The organism is Desulforhopalus glucosivorans (assembly GCF_054397165.1).
Window position 1 is genome coordinate 5,423,635 of the sequence record NZ_AP044854.1, and the last position, 19,320, is coordinate 5,442,954.

Annotated in this window: 16 protein-coding genes; 4 read left to right on the forward strand and 12 right to left on the reverse strand. The window is 45.3% G+C overall.

All coding sequences use genetic code 11. The features are described 5' to 3' along the window. The first annotated feature begins 139 nt into the window (after positions 1 to 139). A complete protein-coding gene (gene sbtM, locus ACX6CI_RS23130; protein ID WP_458776014.1) occupies positions 140 to 1,663 on the forward strand; it encodes a thio(seleno)oxazole modification radical SAM maturase SbtM in 1,524 nt (507 codons plus the stop codon). A gap of 65 nt (positions 1,664 to 1,728) precedes the next feature. On the opposite strand, the gene ACX6CI_RS23135 is transcribed toward sbtM, so the two are convergent. The 12 genes from ACX6CI_RS23135 to ACX6CI_RS23190 form a co-directional block, all read right to left on the reverse strand. After that, entirely contained in the window at positions 1,729 to 2,607 is an 879-nt protein-coding gene (locus ACX6CI_RS23135) for an NAD(P)-dependent oxidoreductase (protein ID WP_458776015.1), read from the reverse strand. Between the two features lie 364 nt (positions 2,608 to 2,971). Then, positions 2,972 to 3,697, reverse strand: coding sequence for an ABC transporter ATP-binding protein (locus tag ACX6CI_RS23140; RefSeq protein WP_458776016.1), 726 nt, complete (start codon positions 3,695 to 3,697; stop codon positions 2,972 to 2,974). Beyond that, positions 3,697 to 4,488, reverse strand: coding sequence for an ABC transporter ATP-binding protein (locus tag ACX6CI_RS23145; protein WP_458776017.1), 792 nt, complete (start codon positions 4,486 to 4,488; stop codon positions 3,697 to 3,699). The genes ACX6CI_RS23140 and ACX6CI_RS23145 overlap by 1 nt, the downstream gene beginning before the upstream one ends. 2 nt (positions 4,489 to 4,490) lie before the next feature. Beyond that, positions 4,491 to 5,516 carry a branched-chain amino acid ABC transporter permease gene (locus ACX6CI_RS23150; RefSeq protein WP_458776018.1) on the reverse strand — a complete coding sequence of 342 codons (1,026 nt, stop codon included), beginning with the start codon at positions 5,514 to 5,516 and terminating at the stop codon, positions 4,491 to 4,493. Positions 5,517 to 5,531: 15 nt separating this feature from the next. Continuing rightward, positions 5,532 to 6,443 carry a branched-chain amino acid ABC transporter permease gene (locus ACX6CI_RS23155; RefSeq protein ID WP_458776019.1) on the reverse strand — a complete coding sequence of 304 codons (912 nt, stop codon included), beginning with the start codon at positions 6,441 to 6,443 and terminating at the stop codon, positions 5,532 to 5,534. Between the two features lie 158 nt (positions 6,444 to 6,601). Continuing rightward, the gene (locus ACX6CI_RS23160; RefSeq protein ID WP_458776020.1) at positions 6,602 to 7,768 is read right to left on the reverse strand and encodes an ABC transporter substrate-binding protein; all 1,167 of its coding nucleotides are present in this window, start codon (positions 7,766 to 7,768) and stop codon (positions 6,602 to 6,604) included. Between the two features lie 413 nt (positions 7,769 to 8,181). Next, positions 8,182 to 8,475, reverse strand: coding sequence for a mercury methylation ferredoxin HgcB (gene hgcB, locus ACX6CI_RS23165; protein WP_458776021.1), 294 nt, complete (start codon positions 8,473 to 8,475; stop codon positions 8,182 to 8,184). 12 nt (positions 8,476 to 8,487) lie between these two features. Further along, complete coding sequence (gene hgcA / locus ACX6CI_RS23170) at positions 8,488 to 9,678, reverse strand: mercury methylation corrinoid protein HgcA (protein ID WP_458776022.1); 1,191 nt, start codon at positions 9,676 to 9,678, stop codon at positions 8,488 to 8,490. Between the two features lie 52 nt (positions 9,679 to 9,730). Then, a complete protein-coding gene (gene metC, locus ACX6CI_RS23175) occupies positions 9,731 to 10,894 on the reverse strand; it encodes a cystathionine beta-lyase (RefSeq protein WP_458776023.1) in 1,164 nt (387 codons plus the stop codon). Positions 10,895 to 10,917: 23 nt separating this feature from the next. Continuing rightward, entirely contained in the window at positions 10,918 to 11,469 is a 552-nt protein-coding gene (locus ACX6CI_RS23180; protein WP_458776024.1) for a DUF4125 family protein, read from the reverse strand. Between the two features lie 34 nt (positions 11,470 to 11,503). Further along, positions 11,504 to 12,430 (reverse strand): DUF4037 domain-containing protein, encoded by a 927-nt coding sequence (locus tag ACX6CI_RS23185; protein WP_458776025.1) that lies wholly within the window; start codon positions 12,428 to 12,430, stop codon positions 11,504 to 11,506. A gap of 322 nt (positions 12,431 to 12,752) precedes the next feature. After that, a complete protein-coding gene (locus ACX6CI_RS23190) occupies positions 12,753 to 13,739 on the reverse strand; it encodes a YheT family hydrolase (protein WP_458776026.1) in 987 nt (328 codons plus the stop codon). A gap of 222 nt (positions 13,740 to 13,961) precedes the next feature. Here ACX6CI_RS23190 and ACX6CI_RS23195 point away from each other — a divergent pair, with 222 nt between their 5' ends. The 3 genes from ACX6CI_RS23195 (at position 13,962) to ACX6CI_RS23205 (ending at position 19,306) form a co-directional block, all read left to right on the forward strand. Then, positions 13,962 to 15,185 (forward strand): amidohydrolase family protein, encoded by a 1,224-nt coding sequence (locus ACX6CI_RS23195; protein ID WP_458776027.1) that lies wholly within the window; start codon positions 13,962 to 13,964, stop codon positions 15,183 to 15,185. A gap of 263 nt (positions 15,186 to 15,448) precedes the next feature. Continuing rightward, positions 15,449 to 17,776 carry a putative bifunctional diguanylate cyclase/phosphodiesterase gene (locus tag ACX6CI_RS23200; RefSeq protein WP_458776028.1) on the forward strand — a complete coding sequence of 776 codons (2,328 nt, stop codon included), beginning with the start codon at positions 15,449 to 15,451 and terminating at the stop codon, positions 17,774 to 17,776. Positions 17,777 to 17,992: 216 nt separating this feature from the next. Then, positions 17,993 to 19,306 (forward strand): putative sensor domain DACNV-containing protein, encoded by a 1,314-nt coding sequence (locus ACX6CI_RS23205; RefSeq protein WP_458776029.1) that lies wholly within the window; start codon positions 17,993 to 17,995, stop codon positions 19,304 to 19,306. Positions 19,307 to 19,320 lie beyond the last annotated feature (14 nt).

Genomic DNA, 19,320 nt, shown 5'->3' on the forward strand with positions numbered 1-19,320 from the left:
GATTTGAGCGTGCAGTTTGCACGCTATAACGGTTACAGGCCGGAACTCTTTAATGGGGGTTCCGGTACTGTTGTGTTCTTCATGACGAAACCTTGTCCCCAGGCATATTTTGACAAACGAGTTGCAAACCATATATCCCTTGAGTTTTCCTTTACTTCCTAAAGGGTTACCCTGTGTCGATCCAGAACAACTTCCCACATATCTAAAGAGAAATCCTCAGTTGTGGCTTGATCACCCGTATCTGCACGATCTCGCAAGCATAGAGCTTGCTGTAAACGTCGCTTGCCAGGGTGAAGCTCGCCTGCCGCAAAATATTAGTGAAAGAATGGTGCATCCGGGGCTTGATTTACTTGAGGTTTCCTGGCTCGGCTTGGTGGGTCATATCAGTGGACTTTCTGAGAAAATTGTTCCGGGTAAGGATTTTGTGATCGTCGTACCGGGTAAGGATAACTCTGGGGTGCAGGTACGTAGTGCGAGTAATTATGAACTATTGGCACTAAAAATTGTTTCAGAAAATATTGATAGTAAGGCAGCAGCTCAAGAGGCGCAGGTCAGTCTTGGCTTAATAGATAATATTCTTTACGCTGCCTCCGAAAAAGGTCTGATACTTTGCCCCCCATCAAAAATAGTTCGAGCACAAGATTTTTGCGAGAGAGATATTGCTACAAAAGAACTCTGCTCCAGTCCTTCATTCACACTGCAGTGGCATGTTACTCAAGCCTGTGATCTTCATTGCAGGCACTGTTATGATCGAAGCGATCGCGTTACCATGTCAGTGGAGCAGGGACTGCATGTTCTTGACGATCTATATAATTTTTGCACCAACCATAATGTTTACGGTCAAGTAACCTTTACAGGGGGGAATCCTCTACTCTATCCTCATTTTCTGGTCCTTTACAAAGAGGCGGTTGAACGTGGCTTTCTCACCGGTGTACTTGGTAACCCCATGGAGAGATCCTATATCGAGGAGATGGTGGCGATACAAAAGCCCGAATTTTATCAGGTCAGTTTGGAGGGACTGCAGGAACATAATGATTATATGCGCGGGGCAGGTCACTATGCAAAAGTGCTGGGCTTTCTAGAGTTACTAAAAGAGCTGGATGTCTTTAGTATGGTTATGTTGACACTCACGAAAGCTAATATAGAACAGGTGCTGCCGCTAGCGGACATATTGAAGAATAAAACTGATCTTTTTACCTACAATCGTCTTGCAATGGTGGGTGAGGGGGCAGCACTGGCTTCAGTGGCACCCGATCAATACCGGGATTTTCTTGCAGCGTATAGTGATGCAGCAAAGGATAATAACGTTCTGCACTTAAAAGATAATTTGTGTAATTTACAGCTCTTTAATGAGGGGATGCCTGTACAGGGAGGTTGTGCCGGGGTTGGTTGTGGGGCAGCGTTTAATTTTGTATCTCTTCTTCCCGATGGGGAGGTTCATGCGTGTCGAAAACTACCCTCTCTTTTAGGAAATATATATGAAGAGTGCCTGGATGATATTTACCAGTCTTCTCTTTCAGAAAAATATAGAATGGGAAGTTCTGCCTGTTCAGAGTGTGAGATACGCCCAGCTTGTGGCGGTTGTCCCGCCGTCAGTAACGGTTTTGGTCTGGATATCTTTAGCGATCTTGATCCATATTGTTTTAAAAACAATTTGTCATAAAAGTGGGGGGAGGAAGGTCAATCAGGAGAAGGGTACAATACCTATCTCCTGATATGTAAGAGGGGTTATTTGTAGTTTTTATAGAGTGCCTGGGTTCCCAGGTTTTCCCCGCCGGCTTCAGCTACCTGGTCGTAGAGAGATTTTGCAAGGGCCAACCCTTTAGTAGAAAGGCCGATCTCTTTACTCGAGTCAAGCGCAATGGTCATGTCTTTGATGAAATGTTTTACATAGAAACCGGGATCAAAGTCATCGTTAATCATTCTCGGAGCAAGGTTTGAAAGTGACCAGCTACCAGCAGCTCCCGACTCAATGGATTGAAGTACTGTGGCAGGATCAAGCCCCGCCTTCTCAGCATAGCGGATGGACTCACACACTCCCATCATGGTGGAGGCAATGGCGATCTGGTTAGCCATTTTGCAATGTTGTCCACTTCCTGCAGGCCCTTGATACACAATGTTTTGTCCCATAAGAGAAAATAGTGGCATAACAGCGTCAAAGGTCTCTTTATCACCACCTACCATTATGGATAATGTTCCGTTTTTAGCGCCAATGTCGCCGCCGGAAACCGGCGCATCAAGAGATGAAACACCTCTTTTCTGTGCTTGTTCATAGACCTGGGCTGCAAGTTGTGGGCTTGAGGTGGTCATGTCGATGACGATGTTACCAGGGCTGCAGTTGGCAAGAATTCCATTTTCACTTAAGTATACTTCTTCGACGTCGTGGGGGTAGCCAACGATAGTGATAGTGATATCTGCTGCTGCGGCTATCTTGCCGGGAGTCTCTTCCCAGATGGCACCTTTTTCAAGAAGTGGCTCTGCTGTTGCTTTGGTTCTTGTGTAAATATGGGCCTTATAGCCTGCTTCCATCAAATGGGAGACCATGCTTTTTCCCATTACTCCAATGCCGATAAAACCGATTACTGTCTGCTGCGTATCTGTTGCCATAGCGTTGTGTCCCGTGGTTATTGTTGTGGTAATCGTGTTATAAAAGTAACTTTTCTCTGAGCCACTTGCAAAAGTGTCTTTGCCCCCAATATCTTCGTTTTGTTCAAAATGTTATCCTCGGAATATTGACTATATGCCTGTGGTAAAATTTTTCACAGGCCTTGATCTTGGACGAAAATCCTATTTTTGTAAAAGGCTCGTCTGAATGTACAAAAGTAGATTGGGAATTGCGATGATAATTGAAGGATAGCACCATCAATATATTTATTTCTGGTGTAATAGGTGAGGGTAGAGAGGAGGTTTTCAAAAGAGATATAGTCGATCTTGCTACTGTAAGAGGTGGTAACAAGATCGACTTGTTTGACTACCCACCAAGGTAGGCTTTTTTTACATCGGGATTTCCTAAAAGCTCTTCAGAGCTTCCTTCAGCAACAATCTTTCCTGTATCAAGGACGTAGCCCCGGTGAGCAAGTTGCAAGGCAAGGTTTGCATTCTGTTCGATAAGCAGAATGGTTAAACCTTCTTCATTTAATCTCTTTAAGGTTCTGAACATTTCGTATTTGAGAACAGGTGCAAGGCCCATTGAGGGTTCGTCTAAAAGGAGGAAGGTGCAGCCGGTCATCAGAGCCCTGCCCACGGCAAGCATCTGTTGCTCTCCTCCGGATAGAGATTCACTCCGCTGGGATTGTCTTTCTTTAAGGCGTGGGAAAAGGGTGAAAATTCGCTCAAATTCGGGGACGAAATCAATGTTCTTATCCCTTGAATAAGTGGCTAGTACCAGGTTTTCCATAACAGTAAGGTTTCCAAAAATATGCCTTCCTTCCGGGACAAGGGCACATTTCAGATCAGACACAAGACTTGACGCAGGGGTGTCCAGGATCGACTTTCCATTAATTTTTATATCACCGGAAATAACCTTTGGGGCTTCAGGAGGAGGAAGTCTGGTAACCGAGTAGAGGCTTGTTGTTTTCCCGGCCCCGTTTGCGCCGATGAGTGTGACAATTTCACCTTCCTCAACATGAAAACTGATGCCATGGAGGGCCTGAATATTACCGTATTTAACTATGAGATTTTCAACTGAAAGCAACATTATATGTTTTCATCCCCCAAGTAGGCTGTAATTACTGCTGGATTTTTTTGGACGTCCGCTGCTGGTCCCTCTGCGATGGTTTGCCCAAAATCAATAACCTTGAGTTCATCACATAGCTCCATCATCACATCCATATGATGCTCAATGATCCAGATGGTGACATCAAAGCTGTCATAGATCCAGCGGATCAGCCGAATCAGTTCAAGCATATCCACCGTGTTAAGCCCCGCTGCAGGTTCATCTAAGAGAAGCAGGCTGGGTTTTTCAGAAAGGGCGCGAACAATTTCGAGTTTTCTCTGGAGACCGTAGGGAAGGTTGGTTGGCACCTCATCGACAAATTTGTCAAGCTCAAACACTTCAAGCAGTTCCCGGGCGTCACGGTCAATGCGGTCCTCGTTTTCCAGATAGGTTTTGGTACGCATCAGGGCATGGAAAAATCCATATCCAAGGCTGCCATGCTGGGCCACCTTAATATTGTCGAGCACAGTCATCTGGTTCCACAGCCTGATGTTTTGAAAGGTACGGGCAACACCCAGCGCTGTAACTTTATGGGGTTTAAGGCCTGCTGTAGGATGGCCGTTGATAAAGATCTCCCCTTCTGTCGGCTGATAAAAACCACTCACAAGGTTAAAAATAGTGGTCTTACCAGCACCGTTTGGGCCAATGAGTCCTGCCATTTGATTATTGCCAAGGGAGACGTTGAAATCTGAAATGGCTGTGAGGCCACCAAACCTCTGGGTAAGATTTCGAATCTCAAGTATTGGGGCTGTTGTAGAGTTATCTTTTTGCATAATTACTTAAACCTATAAAAACGCCTGAGTTTTGGGAATATATCAGAAAGTTCACGGTTACCCATTATTCCCTCAGGCCGGAACTGCATCAAAATGATCAGCAGTAGTGGAATGACAATCCATTTAATGATTTGCAAGGGGCGGAGTAATTCCAGAAGAATAGTAAAAAGAATGGCAGAGAGTACAGCTCCGGAAAGTGATGCCATACCGCCGAGATAGACCATGACGAGAACCTCGGTTGACTTGAGAATATTAAAACTTCCGGGGTTAACGTAGCCGATGATGTAGGCAAAGAGTCCGCCTGCAACACCTGCAAGCCCCGATGAGAGCATAAAAGTTATGGTCTTTACCTTGTTGGTGTTAACACTCATGATTTCAGCAGCAACTTCATCCTGGCAGATTGCAGAAACACCTTTGCCAAAGGTAGATGAGTTATAACGTCTGAGTGCCCAGACAGTTCCGACGGTAAAGATAAAAACCCAAATAACCATCCAGGGAAGATCGACGGTATCGTTCATGGCATTGACAACCTTCTTCATCCCCATAAAGCCACGGGAGCCACCAATGACACCCAGGTTTTCTATGAGTGAAATAATAATATAGTTTGCTGCAATGGTAATAATAGCCAGATAATCCCCCCGGGTTTTATAAGATGGCAGGGCGACGAGAAGACCTGCAATCGCAGCTGCAACTCCCCCTGCGATAATGATGAGAGGGAAGAAATATAGAGCAAGATCCGGGTTTAAAAGAGGTGCGCCGAAGACCTTGTCTTTTGAAAAAAGTAATACTCCAAGTATTGAGGAAACATATGCTCCTACACACATGAATCCTGCATGACCACAGGAGAACTCTCCCATGTTGCCATTCACAAGATTGAGGCTGGTGGAAAGGATTATATTAACACCCATAAACATCAGCACAGACAGGGTGTAGAGCCCAATGGCTTCATCGTAGGCGAGGTAGGTGATGAGGCCGCCAAGAGCGATCAAAAAGAGCTGAACAGAGTAACGTCTAAGTAGTGATTTCATTGCGTCTGTTCTCCCTTAGATCTTAGTGGTCTTGGCAATTCCAAACAGACCTGTGGGTTTGATGGAAAGGATGACCAGAAGAACGGTAAATGCAATGAGATCCCTATAGGTGGAAGGAAACACGGCCACCACAAGAATTTCTACAGCCCCTAAGAGAAAGCCGCCGAGAAAGGCTCCCCGTATATCTCCAATTCCCCCAACGACGGCAGCGATAAAGGCCTTCCAGCCGATGAGCGCTCCCATATATGGTTCAAGAATCGGGTAACTCATGGCAAAGAGCAAGCCTGCAAGACCTGCAAAAGCGGAACCCAGGGCAAAGGTGATCACAATGATGCCGTCAATTGGGATCCCCATAAGGGGAACGGCAAATTTGTCATAGGAGATGGCCCGCATGGCCATGCCCACCTTGGTCCTCGTCACGATCCACTGAAGGATGAAAAAGGAGAGAAAAGCGGTAACAATGACGGCTACTTTAAGGTTGGTAAATGTCACTCCGCCAATATTGTACACGTGTGTTGTAATAAGTTCGGGAAATGCTTTTCTGCTCGCCCCTAGAATTGCAAGATTTGCATGTTCTAAAATAAGGCCACACATAAGGGCAGTAATCACAACATAGAGCCTGTGGGCACCTTTTCTCCTGAGAGGCCGGTAGGCAATACGCTCAAGGGATAGCCCCACAAGGGACGTGAGCATCATGGTGATTGGAATGGTAAGAGCAAGGACTACCCAGCCCGGTAAACCAAAAAAGGAGAGTAGAATGGTTGCGGTGAAAAAGGAGAGGTATGCCCCAACCATAAAAACATCGCCATGGGCAAAGTTTATAAGGGTAAGCACTCCGTACACCATGGTGTAACCGAGGGCAATGAGCGCATAAAAACTTCCCCATTGCAGAGCATTTATAATATTTTGAATGATAATTTCTAACATGAAACGCCTCTGGTCAGTCGTTTTACCTGGTGAGAGTAGAGTCCGGTGCTGGCTCGGTAGTCGGTTTACATTAACCGGACCAGCTGATCAGCTGTATTGTATGGCCCAATACCCCAGATAAGTGCCCGGAGTATTGGGGTAAGATCTTGGTAATGCCTTTATTCAGGACATACCGATTCAGTGAATTCGAAGGTGCCTTCATCGCTGATTTTAACAACAACAGCACATTTAACCGGGTCACCCTGTTCGTCAAACTTCATGGATCCCGTGATACCTGCAAATGAAGGGATTTCAGACATTGCTTCCCGTACAGCCTTACGATCTTTCCTGAGTTTTCCTTTTAGACCGCCGGTGTTCTGGATAGCTTCTAAAACGATACGTGTTGCATCCCAGGTGAGAGCCGCGACGTCATCCGGGGTTTCACCATATTTCTCGGTATACCGGTCAATGAACTCCTTGGTTGATCCGGTGGCACCAGCTGCCGCATAGTGGGTAGAGAAATAGAGGCCCTTACAATCATCACCGCAAAGGGTCATCAGCTCAGAAGAGCCCCAGGCATCTGAACCCATAAACTGACCTTGGTAGTCAAGCTGACGAGCCTGCTTCACGATGAGTGCAACCTGGTTGTAATTGTCTGGCAGGAAGATGAAATCCGGTTCCGCTCTGATGATTTTTGTGAGCTGGGCAGAAAAATCCTGATCTTTTGTTCCATGACTTTCAAATGCGACAACGGTACCTGCGCCCATTTTCTTTTCGAACTCTTCCCTGAAGATCTCTCCAAGTCCTTTGGAGTAATCGTTTGAGAGGTCATAGAGAACAGCTGCAGTTTTTGCTTCAAAGGTCTTAACAGCAAAGTTTACAGCTACAGGGCCCTGAAAGGGATCGAGGAAGGCTGCGCGGAAGACCCATGGACGGTCAAGGGTGGTGTCGGGATTTGTTGACCATGGCGAGACCATAACGGTTCCATTGTCATCTGCTACCTGTCCTGCTGGCACGGCCTGCTTACTGGAGTTTGGCCCGATCATGGCAAGGACCTCATCTTTTTCGATGAGCTTGAGTGCTGTGGTAACGGCAGATTCAGCTTTAGCTTCGTTGTCTTCATAGACAAATTCGAGCATATATTTTTTGCCACCTACTTCAAGGCCGCCTGCACCATTAATATCTTCTTTAAGCATTTCCGCAGAAAGCTTTGATGATTCCCCAACTTTAGGGATATCTCCAGTCATTGGAATGTTAAAACCAATTTTAACAGTATCTGCTGCAAGCGCGCTGGTCGCCAAAAGGGTGGAGCAGGACAGCAGTGTGGCTAATACATGTTTTTTCATTTCATCCTCCGTTGAATTAAGGCCTTTTCAGGCCCTTCGTTTCTACCCGTACCGGGAATCTGGTGACCACATTCCGATGGTACGCATCTTTGTCCTGGCCTCCGTTTTTCGGGGGGCCATAGTGTGTGAACGGAGTTGTATGAGCAAGCTGTATGCCATGGCACACATATAATCAGAGGTGTTAGGACTTCTGTGGGGTGTTGCCTTGGAGGGGATGGTAAGAGAAAGACGCGGGGCCAGTGGGTTACATTGTCACTTGCGTGGGCTCTGGTGTGTTGTGATTACATGTGGCAACTTAAATGGAGCGATATTTGGAGGACTTATAGGCGAGGGGGGATGAAGAGGTGTCACAAAAATGTGAAGACCTTGTCTCTAGTCTGCAATTATGTAGCGAAATGACACAAAAGTGCAATTTAGCAGCAACCCCCGGACGGTTTTTTACCTGTGAATTTCTGGTACCAGCTATTTATTATGTATGCAGCACAACCACAACCATCATCAGGGTTTACAAAGATAGCTCCCACAGGGCAGTTTGTTGAACATGCACCACATTCCATGCAGCCGTTGTGATCGTTGATGACGGCTTTTCCTTCCTCAAATGTAAACACTCTATGCGGGCACACCTGAACGCAGTTGCCGCAACCGATACATTGATCAACATCGAGGCGAAGAATCGCGGTGTTGTCGAGATAGCGTAAATTTTTCATGATAGTTGCCTGTTAGGTAAATGGACTGATGATCCAGATGATCAGGGCTAAGGCTGTCGCTGCAACTTGAAATACAAGTCCGCTGCGCATTTCTTTTTCAACCCCTGAAAGTGAGGTGAATACGGTTGACCCCGTAAAATTCATAGCAAGGTAGGAAGAGCAGCCTAGTATCCAGAGAATAATTGCAAGGCTGTCAAACATCGATGGAGTGGTAAAGAGCGCGCCAGTAAATAAAACTCCTGCTATACCACCTGTGATTACGCCTTTTATCCAGAACTGTCTTGCGGGGATCCAGGGTAGAAAAAGCGGAGCTGCAACGGCTCCGGAAAGGATTGCAACAAGCGTTGCAAGGGTTAATCCTGTGCCTCGTGTTAATGCCTGGTCAATGGTATAGAAGTCACTCGAAATTCCGGAAATTATAAAGCAGAAAAGAGTTATGTATGAGAGTTGTTTCCACAAGATACAAATTTCAAGGGGAATAAGCACTGCGCGTTCAGCTATAGTAAAGGTGGCAGCTCGCATCTCTTCTGTGGCTTTACCAGATTCTAGAAATTTCTTGATGTCTGTGGCTCTTATGGGGCCAAATTCACCTCTGAAACCACAGAGCTTTTTGAGCTTGTGCAGTGCCACTCCGTTTGCTGAGAGTTGCGGGAGGATCAGTTTTTTGTGTGTGACAATAGATTCGAGTTGTGCCTGTTGTACCTGGAAAGCGACCTCTTCTGCTGAAAATGTACCCTTACCCCCGGCGCACCAGACGTTGATGCCTCTGGTATCGACGACTAAAATCCAGCAGTTTAAACCAGGGAGTTCTTTTCTGAGAGCATCAAAGCTGAGTTTGTAATTAGCGGTAACCAATACTGGCGAGTTGTTGTCCGGTGCTCCAACGCAATAGAGACCGGGAGTTACCTTGTAATTGTTCCGGTAAAACCCGGTTCTGGCACCCACGGTACCAAGAACATCTTTTACATCAAGAGTTGTGGCAACCCTTGGAACAGGACCTGCCGGAGTTTCAATAAAATCAGCGACAAAGTCGAGTATTCGGTATCCAGACTTCTCATATCCACCAGACCGTGGATCTGTCTTTGGTCCTCAGCAGGCGCCCTCTGTCACCTCTGGCGGTGGAGCAAGAGAGGTGACTGGGGAGAGTTCAGGCTCATCAGAGGGCGGAAACGGTGTGATAGTCTGTTGCGGTAGTGGCTTCAATGTATTCTCAGTTGTGGTTTAAAAGACTATACAAAGGATCTCACAATCGATCTTATAGTTGTAATTTGGAAAGTCCAGTTTCCAGATCAGTTAACAGGTCGTTGCAATCCTCAAGACCTATGTTGAGGCGAACAATGGGTTTGCCATCGTATCTACATGGAGTCGACCTTGTGATCTTGCCAGCTGTAATGAGACTTTTATATCCTCCCCAGCTAAAGCCTAGATGAAACAGTTTCAGGGAGTCAATAAAAGTACCAAGCTGTTCTTCACTATAATCACCTTTGAACGTAAAGCTGAAAAGTCCAGATGACCCTTTGAAATCTCTTTTCCAAATGTGATGCTCGGGGTGACTGGCGAGTGCCGGATGCATAACGTGGTCAACCACGCTTTGTGTTTCCAGCCATTTGGCTATTGTTAGAGCCGATTGTTCATGTTGGCGGAGTCGAGGTCCAAGGGAGTGAAGACCACGCAGGGAGAGATAGCAATCTTCCGCGGGGGTGTATATCTCCATGACCTTGTAGAAGGTGTTAAAGAGGGCTGCATATGTATCACACACGGTAACCGCGCCCGCCAGGACATCAGAGTAACCTGAAATATATTTGGTTACAGAGTGAAGGGAGATATCTACGCCAAGCTCAAGGGGCTTGAGGAATAACGGCGTTGCCCAGGTGTTATCCAGAACCGTTGCAATGTTTTTCTGCCGTGCTATCTCAGTTATGGCTGGTATGTCCTGTAGTTCAAAAGTGATGGAACCGGGGGATTCGAGCAGCATTAGGACTGTGTTGTCCTGAATATACTGTTCAATATCTGCTCCTGCATTTGGTGGAATGAGGCTATATTCTATACCAAATTTCTTGAGTATTATTTTACAAAAATCCTGACCTGGACCATAGGCATTGTCACTGACCAGGATGTGATCGCCGCTCTTGCAAAAGGCCATGAGGGTTGCCTGGATTGCTGCAATACCCGAAGGAAAAATTCGGGTGAGAGCACCGCCTTCAAATTCGCGGAGTGCCTCCTCAAATTGTCTTTGGGTGGGAAGCCGGTCTGTACCGTAGGTTATTCCCTGATATTCCCCTCGATGTATCTTCACCATATCCGCGTAAGAATCAAAAATTACCGTTGAGCCTTTGTATAGAGGAGGGTTGACGGTGGTGGCTGTACTGTTATCACGCAGCCGCCAGGTGGAACCATTTAATTGAGTTTCATCGTGCATGGGAAAACCCTGTTCTGTGAAGATTATTGTTTGTTGTCTACTTGTGAGGCAATGGTAACGAGTGTGGTATAGATTTTAAGGGATCCGTTAATGCCATCATCTGCCAGTTGCTTGAGGTCCGCATGGAGGAGTTCCAGGGTCTTCTCTGAATAGGTTTGCAGTTCTCCTTCGGCATAGCTTTTGAAAGACACCAGCTGTGTGGCAGCCTCATCGTCTGTGAGTGGTCGAGTTTTACCCTTAAATTGAGGGTGATTGTTAAGCATCTCTTCCTGCCATTTCATCTGTATCTTGAGGATATCTTCAAGATGTTTGGATGTATTGGTTTTTGGGATAAGTCCCTGGATGATTGCATACTTCTTGGTCATCAGGTTATCGCTGTTTGTTTCTGCTGTTTTGAGGTCGTTCAGATAACTTGAAAGGGTCTCCTCTGACCATAGGCAGAACTGTGCTTTACGGTGGACTTTGAAGGCGTCCGGGTTTTGCTGGCAGTTTCCGGAACCATCGCCAGGGACCGCGAGGAACATTTTTAGTTCAGATTCTACAATTTGAGCGATTAATTCATTGGTTGGTTTCATATGGTTTTATGTATGGTAATTGTGGAGTAAAGATCTATTGAACAACCGTAAGACGGGCGCCAAGTTTTTCATCACCAATTTTACTATGGATTTCTCCTGCATGCTCGAGGAGAAAGTCACTTGAGCTGGTTGTCAGGTTTTGACTGTGTAAAGTCTCTATGAGTAGAGCCACAATCTCTTCGATATACTGTGTTCGTGATTTGCTCTCCTGAGAATGTAGTAACAGGTCGATCTTTTGTTGTATATCCTTTCCAAGGATTGGGAGTAAGCCAACCGCTCGGTGCCGCCATTTATAAAAAGGTGTGAATGTTCGGTTAAGCAAAAAGGTCAGTGAAAGGACGTCATTGCAAAATTCAGTCAGAGCAAATTCTGCCCCAAAACGTTCCTGCCTTTCGCTGGATCGCACAAAGTTATACTGGCCACTCTGGGCAATTGTGATACAGCGTGAGGCAATTTTTTTAAGCCGCACATCTTCGGGGTAGTAGGAGGCGATGGCCTCTCTCCAGCGGCTAAACTCTCCCAGAGGGTCTGTGAAAACCTTGCCATTAACTGCTGAGGCAAAGCAGTGCTCTGGAACGGCCAGCCATTCATCATTACTTGCTGGTGGTGTTCCAAGACCAGTTACTCTTGCGTAAAAAGTACGTATGGGCGTCACGCCCACTCGCCACTCTTCTCCGGGGCTTGCAGTTCGAGGTCCAAATCCGTTGTGGACCTGGGGCAGAAGGGTGTATGCCTTGTGCAGCTTTTCACCGAAGAGTTTGAAGTCGTCATCAGTAAGCCACAGACAAAAAGCAGGTCCCCAGTCGTGGTCGCGGGAGATTGCATCATCAAAGCCCAGGCATTCGGAGCCCGCTCCCACAAGTCCTGCTGCAATGCGGTTGCTGTATTCTGAAAAGTCCTTCTCTATAAGTGGTCTGCCAAACTGTTCAAAAAATTCTTCCGCAAGCTCAAGTCCCTGCATGGTTTCCTCAGATTATGTGATGAGTATTGTTAGTGCCTTACTCCTGAAGCCCTGTCATAAAAAACAGGTAGCGTAGACTCCGAGAAACTGAAATGAGGTCTATTCATTGTTTCGAGTAATTCACAAGGCTCTTATCCCGTTCATCGGGGTTAGATTAAGCCGCTTGTTTGCTACTGTGGAGATACGATTATTATCACTGATATGGTTTTGGTCAAAAAAGATCCCGTCCAAATCTAAAAAAATAGTCTGGAGTTCCAGGTGGTCAACAGTTGGAGTGATAGGACATTTTTATAACGCCCCCCTGTTACTTTTTATAAAAAACTTATGTACTCAGCAGTGAAACAAGTTGTGTATCCGCCCAGCTTGTAAGGTGCATGTCCTGAATAAAACCGCAATGACCGCCGTAGGGAACAGAGTGGATGTTGAGCATGGGAATATTGGCGCGGGCAATTTCTCTTAGCTCCGAGGCCCTTGTGATGGGATCGTCTTCTGCATTGATGATATGGGTGGGTATTGTGAGCTGCTTTAAATCATTTACGTGCAGTTTGTATGTGGCAAAATATTCAGGAGTTGTTTTGCTTTTTGTGTGACGTGGAACAAAATAATCATGCATCTGTCGTAACGTTCGTAGACGTACAAGGGCTGTCTTGTCATCCATTTCAGGAAAGACAGTCATCTTTTTTCGTAATGACTTCTTCCACTTTCTGATGAAATAGTAGTGGTATATTTTGTGGTTCTGCTCCATGTTTTCCGTGGTTGTCATGGGATTGATAAGCGGGCTTATTGCAATTATCTTTGTGAGAGATAGACCGTGTTCTGGAGCTTTAAGGCCAACTCGGAGAGCAAAGTTGCCGCCAAGAGAAAAGCCGCAAAGATGTGACCGTTCGTGGGGGAATAGGGTGTTTATCTGTTGGATGCCATTCAGGACTTCATCCAGCCTGCTTGAGTTAAAAGGCTTAGGGTTAAGGTGATGGCTATTGCCATGGTCCCTTAGGTTGAGTCGGAAAACACTAAAGCCCGCGTTATGTAGTGTGCTTGCAGCAGAGAGTATATAACTGGAATCTGAAGATCCCTCCCAACCATGTATAAGAGTCACAAGCCCTTTGTGCTTGTCGCTGCCTTGGTTGAAAAATCCAAGAAGCCGCACTGGTCGTGCTGTATTACCACACTCGAGGATGAATTCCTCTTCTTGTTCTTTAAGAGTGGCAGCCCTCCGCCCGGCAAGGTACTTGCCTAACCTGAGACTGGTCAAGGTTGTTTGTACGTGTCCATTACGGATGATTACGGGTGGTTTGAATGATCGGGTCATTGTTGCATTTTACCTGAAATTCTTACGGGTTAACGTGTTACGGTTTCACTAGCGCTACACTAACCATTAGTGCCCTATTTAAAAATGGTTGTCACTAAAAACAATACGTCAGTTGACCGGGGCTAGCCGATTATTAGTGTTGTTGTAGATGGCTTAGAGGCATAAGATGAAAATGATTAAGCCTAAAATCGAGAAAATTACTCTCTGAGGGGTTGGTGATTAATGAACAGCATATCGTATATACAGGCGGGTTGGCTGATTGATGGTACGGGTGGGCCGGTACAGGATGGTGTTGTACTAAAGATTGAGGCAGGACATATTAGCGCAATTCTTGCCAGCTCTGATCTAGTTGATATCGATCCCGCACTGGTGACAGATCTGTCACACTGTACCATTTTTCCACCTCTGGTTGATAGTCATCTCCATCTATTTATGTCCGGGACAACAGATATGGGAGTACGAGACCGGCAGTTAGTTGCCGACTGCAATGAGTTGTCTTCAGCAATCTCAAGACATTTACATGACCTGCTTTCCCATGGAGTCTTAGGAGTTCGTGATGGTGGAGATCGTGGTGGATGCGCTCTTAAATGTAAGGGCTCTGAGGTGGATCACCCGGAGGTAACAATTAAAGCTGCGGGAAGGGCGTATCATAAAGAAGGCCGATATGGTGGGCTGATAGGTCGCCCTGTTCCGGAGGGTAAGAGTCTTGCGGAAATGTACCTTGAAGATGAGCCGGAAGGTGACCTCGTAAAGGTAGTAAACTCCGGGTTGAACAGTCTTACAACCTTTGGTAAGGAGACGCTTCCCCAATTCACAGAAGATGAGCTAAGAGAACTGGTGGAAGTGGCTGAGAAAAGAAATCAGAAGGTTATGGTTCACGCAAATGGCAGAGAGCCTGTACGGCGGGGAGTTGCTGCTGGTTGTCATTCCATAGAACACGGATTTTTCATGGGAGAGGAGAATCTCAAGCTCATGGCGCGGATGGGAACGTATTGGGTGCCAACTGTTTTTACAATGAAAGCCTATGGACTAAATATTGGCGCTACGAGAGGAAGTGCAGATAAAGAGGTTATTACTAAAATGGTTGAGCATCAACTCAATCAGTTGCGACGTGGCCGCTCCTTAGGAGTTCATGTTGCCTTAGGAACCGATGCAGGAAGTCTTGGGGTACTGCATGGTGAGTCGATGGTGGAAGAGATGAAGCTTTTTAAAAAGGCAGGATTTACCCTGCCTGAAATAATACATTGCGCTACAGTTGCGGGGGCTGACTTGCTCGGTATTAAAAGTTTGTCGGGAATTGTTGAGGGTGCTCGAGCCTCTTTTTTGGTGAGTCGCGGCGCTCCTTCACAGTTACCTCGTAAAATGCTCTATCTTGAATCAATATATGTTGATGGTTTTCCGAGTCGTTATTATCGGAAAAATCCTATAAAACACATAGGTGAATAGGGGGAGAATTTGGCTCTGATTTCTTGTATATCTTGTGTCGAATGAAGAAATAGTGTTATCTGTGCAAGTTACGTTGAATTTTAAGTTAGATTTTATGTAATAATCGGTTGAGCAAAACTAAGACTGCTAATGGTGAGAACTTTCATCGTTTTCCCTACGTACACATAGAGCTGTTTTTGTTGTAAACGAAGTTGTTTCAGTTAGCAAATCGTGAAATTGAACTCTATTATGGAAACGAATCTTTCTGAAATATTTATAGAAAAATGTCGAAAATCTGGTCGGTTACGATGAGAAACTGCTCACTTTTTACCAAAAAAACAAAGTGTGCAATTTTAATTGTAAATGTCTTCCTTTTGTTAATTGGCAGTCTGCTTCAGTTGCAGTATCAGATCTATGAGCATAAAAAAGATTTTGCATTTACCATCAATAATGTCATAAAAAAAGATATATCAGATAAACTCTCCACCACCAAAGGTATTCTCGCGACACTTGTGAGTTACTATCAGGCAAGCGCTGATCACTCGCCGGCTTCCTTTGCCCATTTCTCCGGCGATCTTATACACAAGTATCCTTTCTTAACAGCCATAGGTTTTGCAAAACTCATCACAGATTCTGAAAGGGAATCTTTTGAAGAGTCTATGCAAAAATCTGGTGTAAACGATTTTCGTATTAACAGGTTTGATGTTAAGAGTGCGGATTTTGTTCAGGCAGAAAACCACCAACAGTATGCTCCCATTGTGCGCGTTGAACCATCTGATAATAATACGAGCCAATTTTACGGGTATGATCTGCTCAATAGTGTCTATTTCAGTCAAAGTATTCGTAGGTCAATAGAAACTTCAAAGATTGTTTCGGTCTATAATTTTTTTAAAGCAGTTGATTTGCAATCCTACTACTTTCTCAAGGCCACCTATACAGGGGAATCAATTCCTGACACACAATCCCAACGTTTAGAAAAAGCGAGTGGCGTCTATATCATAAACGTCAATATTAATATGTTACTGCTGCCAATTAAGGAGCAGTTTTCAAACTGGAATATTGAGGTGTCTGAGGATCGTAACTTCCTCGGTGATGATGGAACAAATTTTCTGCGGTTGAATCATTACGAGGCTGTGACGGGAATTAAAGATCTTTACCTTCATGTACAGCAGCCGCTGAAGCTCAAAGATTTTAATCTGTTTATGCCGCTTATCCTTATGATGTCGATGGTTGCCTTGCAGGTAATGGCTATTTTGCTTTGGCGCAAAGATCTTCTGATCCGAAGAGAGCTCAACTATCAGGCAAAGCATGACGATTTGACAAAGCTTCCGAATCGTACGTTTTTAAGAGACAAATTAGATAACACGTTAGAGCAGTTGAAGTCTTCGCCACAAGGGGAAGAGAGTATTGCCATTGTTTTTGTTGATCTAGATCATTTCAAAGAGGTGAATGACTCCTATGGGCATCAGTTCGGAGATAAGGTACTCATTGAAATAGCTCGTCGATTTCAGGAGACACTCAGGAAAACCGATACTATTTGTCGCCTTGGCGGGGATGAGTTTATTGTTTTACTCGATACAGTGGGGGATAACGATTTAATTGTGACCACCATTGAGCGAATCATGGGCAGCATGACGGAGCCGATCGTGTTTGATTCGCGCAAGGTCTATTTGAGTGCAAGCTTTGGCGTCGCAACCTTTCCACAGGACGGAGAGCACGTTAGTGATTTGTTGAAAAATGCTGATACTGCAATGTATAAGGCAAAGAAAAATGGCCGTAACAGATATTGTTTTTACAGTGTGGAGATGACGGAGAAGGCTATTGAGCGCTTGACTCTTGAGACCAAACTACGTCAGGCAATCAAAGACGAGGCCTTTGATGTCTATTATCAGCCTCAAATTGATGGTGTGACGGGCGATATTGTAGGGTTGGAGGCATTGATACGGTGGCATGATGGAGATGGATTTGTTTCTCCTGATAAGTTTATTCCCATAGCAGAAGAGACGGGGCTTGTGGTGCCATTGGATCTTCTCGTGATGGAAAAGGCCATCGGTCAGTTTGGCAAGTGGTACGAGGCCGGGTTTAAGCCTGGTGTTCTTGCTCTGAACTTATCGACACGACAATTACAACACCCAGATTTTATAGATATATTAGACGGGCATCTTGAAAAGAGTGGTTGCAGACCTGAGTGGTTGGAACTGGAGATCACAGAGGGGCACATAATGAGTGATCCGGAGGCCGCAATTATATTCTTGCAAAAGCTGGCAGAGAAAAATATCAGACTGACGGTGGATGATTTTGGAACGGGATATTCATCTCTGAGTTATTTGAAAAAGCTGCCCTTAAATAAATTGAAAATTGATCGTACCTTTGTCCAGGATCTTCCTGAAAATGAAGATGATGTTACCTTAATCATCACAATCATTGCCCTTGCGCTCAATCTTAACCTGGGAATTATTGCAGAAGGTGTGGAGACTGAGGAGCAGAGAGCTTTACTCGTTAAACTTGGTTGTGCAAATCTGCAGGGCTTTTACTACAGTCCAGCTCGTAAAGCTGAAGAAATTGAAGGATTTTTACAATGCAATCCTTTTAGCAACGATTTGAAGAATTAACCCTATCTCCAACTATATAAATATTACCACGGCTCGTGGCTGTTCTGTTGTCTTTCCCTTCTCTGGCATATCCCTCCTCTTAATTGAGTTTTTATCACTTGTGTTAAGGTCGGGAGATTGTAACAATAAAATGGTTATATATTGTGATTGTCATGTATAATTAAGTAGAGATACGAAATTCTTCCCCTAATCGCTAACTTTTATACAATATAAACGATGCTTCATAAATACCCCAAAGATCTGGTTTTTGAGTTACTCGAATTGTGGCGACAGGATGACAATGACCACGAGGGTAAGAGGTATCAGAGATTACCGGATATTGAAGTGTTGGAGGAACTGGTTTCCACCTGCTATCAGGTGAGCCAGATGCAGGAGGAGGCGAGGGGCTTACGCTTTCGCCTTATGCTGTGTGAACCCGAGGATATCGATGAGGATGGAAGGGGGGAGCGTGCGGGGCTATTTAGCCTGCCATTTTCTGCCCCTCGCCCCTATAATGAGTATGAACTGACAAAGTTAGGGCCATCAACCGATTATAATAATGCACTGATTGGAATTCGGTATAGCCGAAAGGAAGGCCTTCAGATTTGGGGGTTGATTCACTCCGGTTCAAAGTGGGTGCATATAATCCATGGAGGAAGCCAGCAGGCAACACCGCTACCGGCAGCTCTTGGTATTAATGTGATTGGTTCCGGACGGGTTATTGTTTGCAGGGGGCTTGAGATCCTTGCACAGCTCAGTGGTGGGAATATTATAACCCCCACGGTTAATGTCTTTAAATCCGAGTGGATGAAACATCGCTTTGAAGCTGTACGGGATTCCCTTTTTGCTTTTCACCGGGAGAATCCGAGGAATATTAATGATGATTGGGCACAAATAGACAGTACATTTATTTCCGACCTGTATCTTCAATTCTTTAAACATGTCATCAGCACGGTTCGGCGTTCAGGCCATGGGGGGACGATCATCTCCTTTCCTGAAGGTATGGATGAGCTTTTGGCCCATGACAATCCTTATATTGATTTGAAATACAGGTTTGCAGATGATGCCAAGAGAAATCAGCTGAGGGATATTGTTCTGGAAATTATGGAGGTCTTAGGTAAGCACTGCGGTAGTTTATATGGGCCTGATTATATAGCCGGCTGGAAGGATTATGTCGGTCTGCAGGTGGATGAACTTGCCGCACTTGATGAGCGAATCTTTAAATTTGCACGGTTTATGGCGCGACTGACAGGTGTGGATGGTGCAGTGGTTACCACAGAAAACTTGGAAATCATTGGTTTCGGCGGCATTATCCAGGGGACCATGGAGATGAGTGGCAGTGTAGCGAGAGCCATTGATCCTGAAGGCTTGAGACGTGAGGTTGAAAAGGTTGAGAGCGTTGGCACCAGGCATAGATCCTTTTACTACCTGTGCAACCGGACCAAAAATGTTCTTGGGATCGTGGTCTCGCAGGATTCAAAGACAAGGGTGGTCACCTGGAACAAAGATATGGTGACCTGTTGGGATGTGATTCCCATTGACTTCACCTAACCACAAAAAAGGGT

Bases quoted from the DNA above. Each gene is read 5' to 3' on its own strand.
- ACX6CI_RS23135 (WP_458776015.1), bottom strand. From the start codon at position 2,607: ATGGCAACAGATACGCAGCAGACAGTAATCGGTTTTATCGGCATTGGA.
- ACX6CI_RS23140 (WP_458776016.1), bottom strand. From the start codon at position 3,697: ATGTTGCTTTCAGTTGAAAATCTCATAGTTAAATACGGTAATATTCAG.
- ACX6CI_RS23145 (WP_458776017.1), bottom strand. From the start codon at position 4,488: ATGCAAAAAGATAACTCTACAACAGCCCCAATACTTGAGATTCGAAAT.
- ACX6CI_RS23150 (WP_458776018.1), bottom strand. From the start codon at position 5,516: ATGAAATCACTACTTAGACGTTACTCTGTTCAGCTCTTTTTGATCGCT.
- ACX6CI_RS23155 (WP_458776019.1), bottom strand. From the start codon at position 6,443: ATGTTAGAAATTATCATTCAAAATATTATAAATGCTCTGCAATGGGGA.
- ACX6CI_RS23160 (WP_458776020.1), bottom strand. From the start codon at position 7,768: ATGAAAAAACATGTATTAGCCACACTGCTGTCCTGCTCCACCCTTTTG.
- hgcB (WP_458776021.1), bottom strand. From the start codon at position 8,475: ATGAAAAATTTACGCTATCTCGACAACACCGCGATTCTTCGCCTCGAT.
- metC (WP_458776023.1), bottom strand. From the start codon at position 10,894: ATGCACGATGAAACTCAATTAAATGGTTCCACCTGGCGGCTGCGTGAT.
- ACX6CI_RS23180 (WP_458776024.1), bottom strand. From the start codon at position 11,469: ATGAAACCAACCAATGAATTAATCGCTCAAATTGTAGAATCTGAACTA.
- ACX6CI_RS23185 (WP_458776025.1), bottom strand. From the start codon at position 12,430: ATGCAGGGACTTGAGCTTGCGGAAGAATTTTTTGAACAGTTTGGCAGA.
- ACX6CI_RS23190 (WP_458776026.1), bottom strand. From the start codon at position 13,739: ATGACCCGATCATTCAAACCACCCGTAATCATCCGTAATGGACACGTA.
- ACX6CI_RS23195 (WP_458776027.1), top strand. From the start codon at position 13,962: ATGAACAGCATATCGTATATACAGGCGGGTTGGCTGATTGATGGTACG.
- ACX6CI_RS23200 (WP_458776028.1), top strand. From the start codon at position 15,449: ATGTCGAAAATCTGGTCGGTTACGATGAGAAACTGCTCACTTTTTACC.
- ACX6CI_RS23205 (WP_458776029.1), top strand. From the start codon at position 17,993: ATGCTTCATAAATACCCCAAAGATCTGGTTTTTGAGTTACTCGAATTG.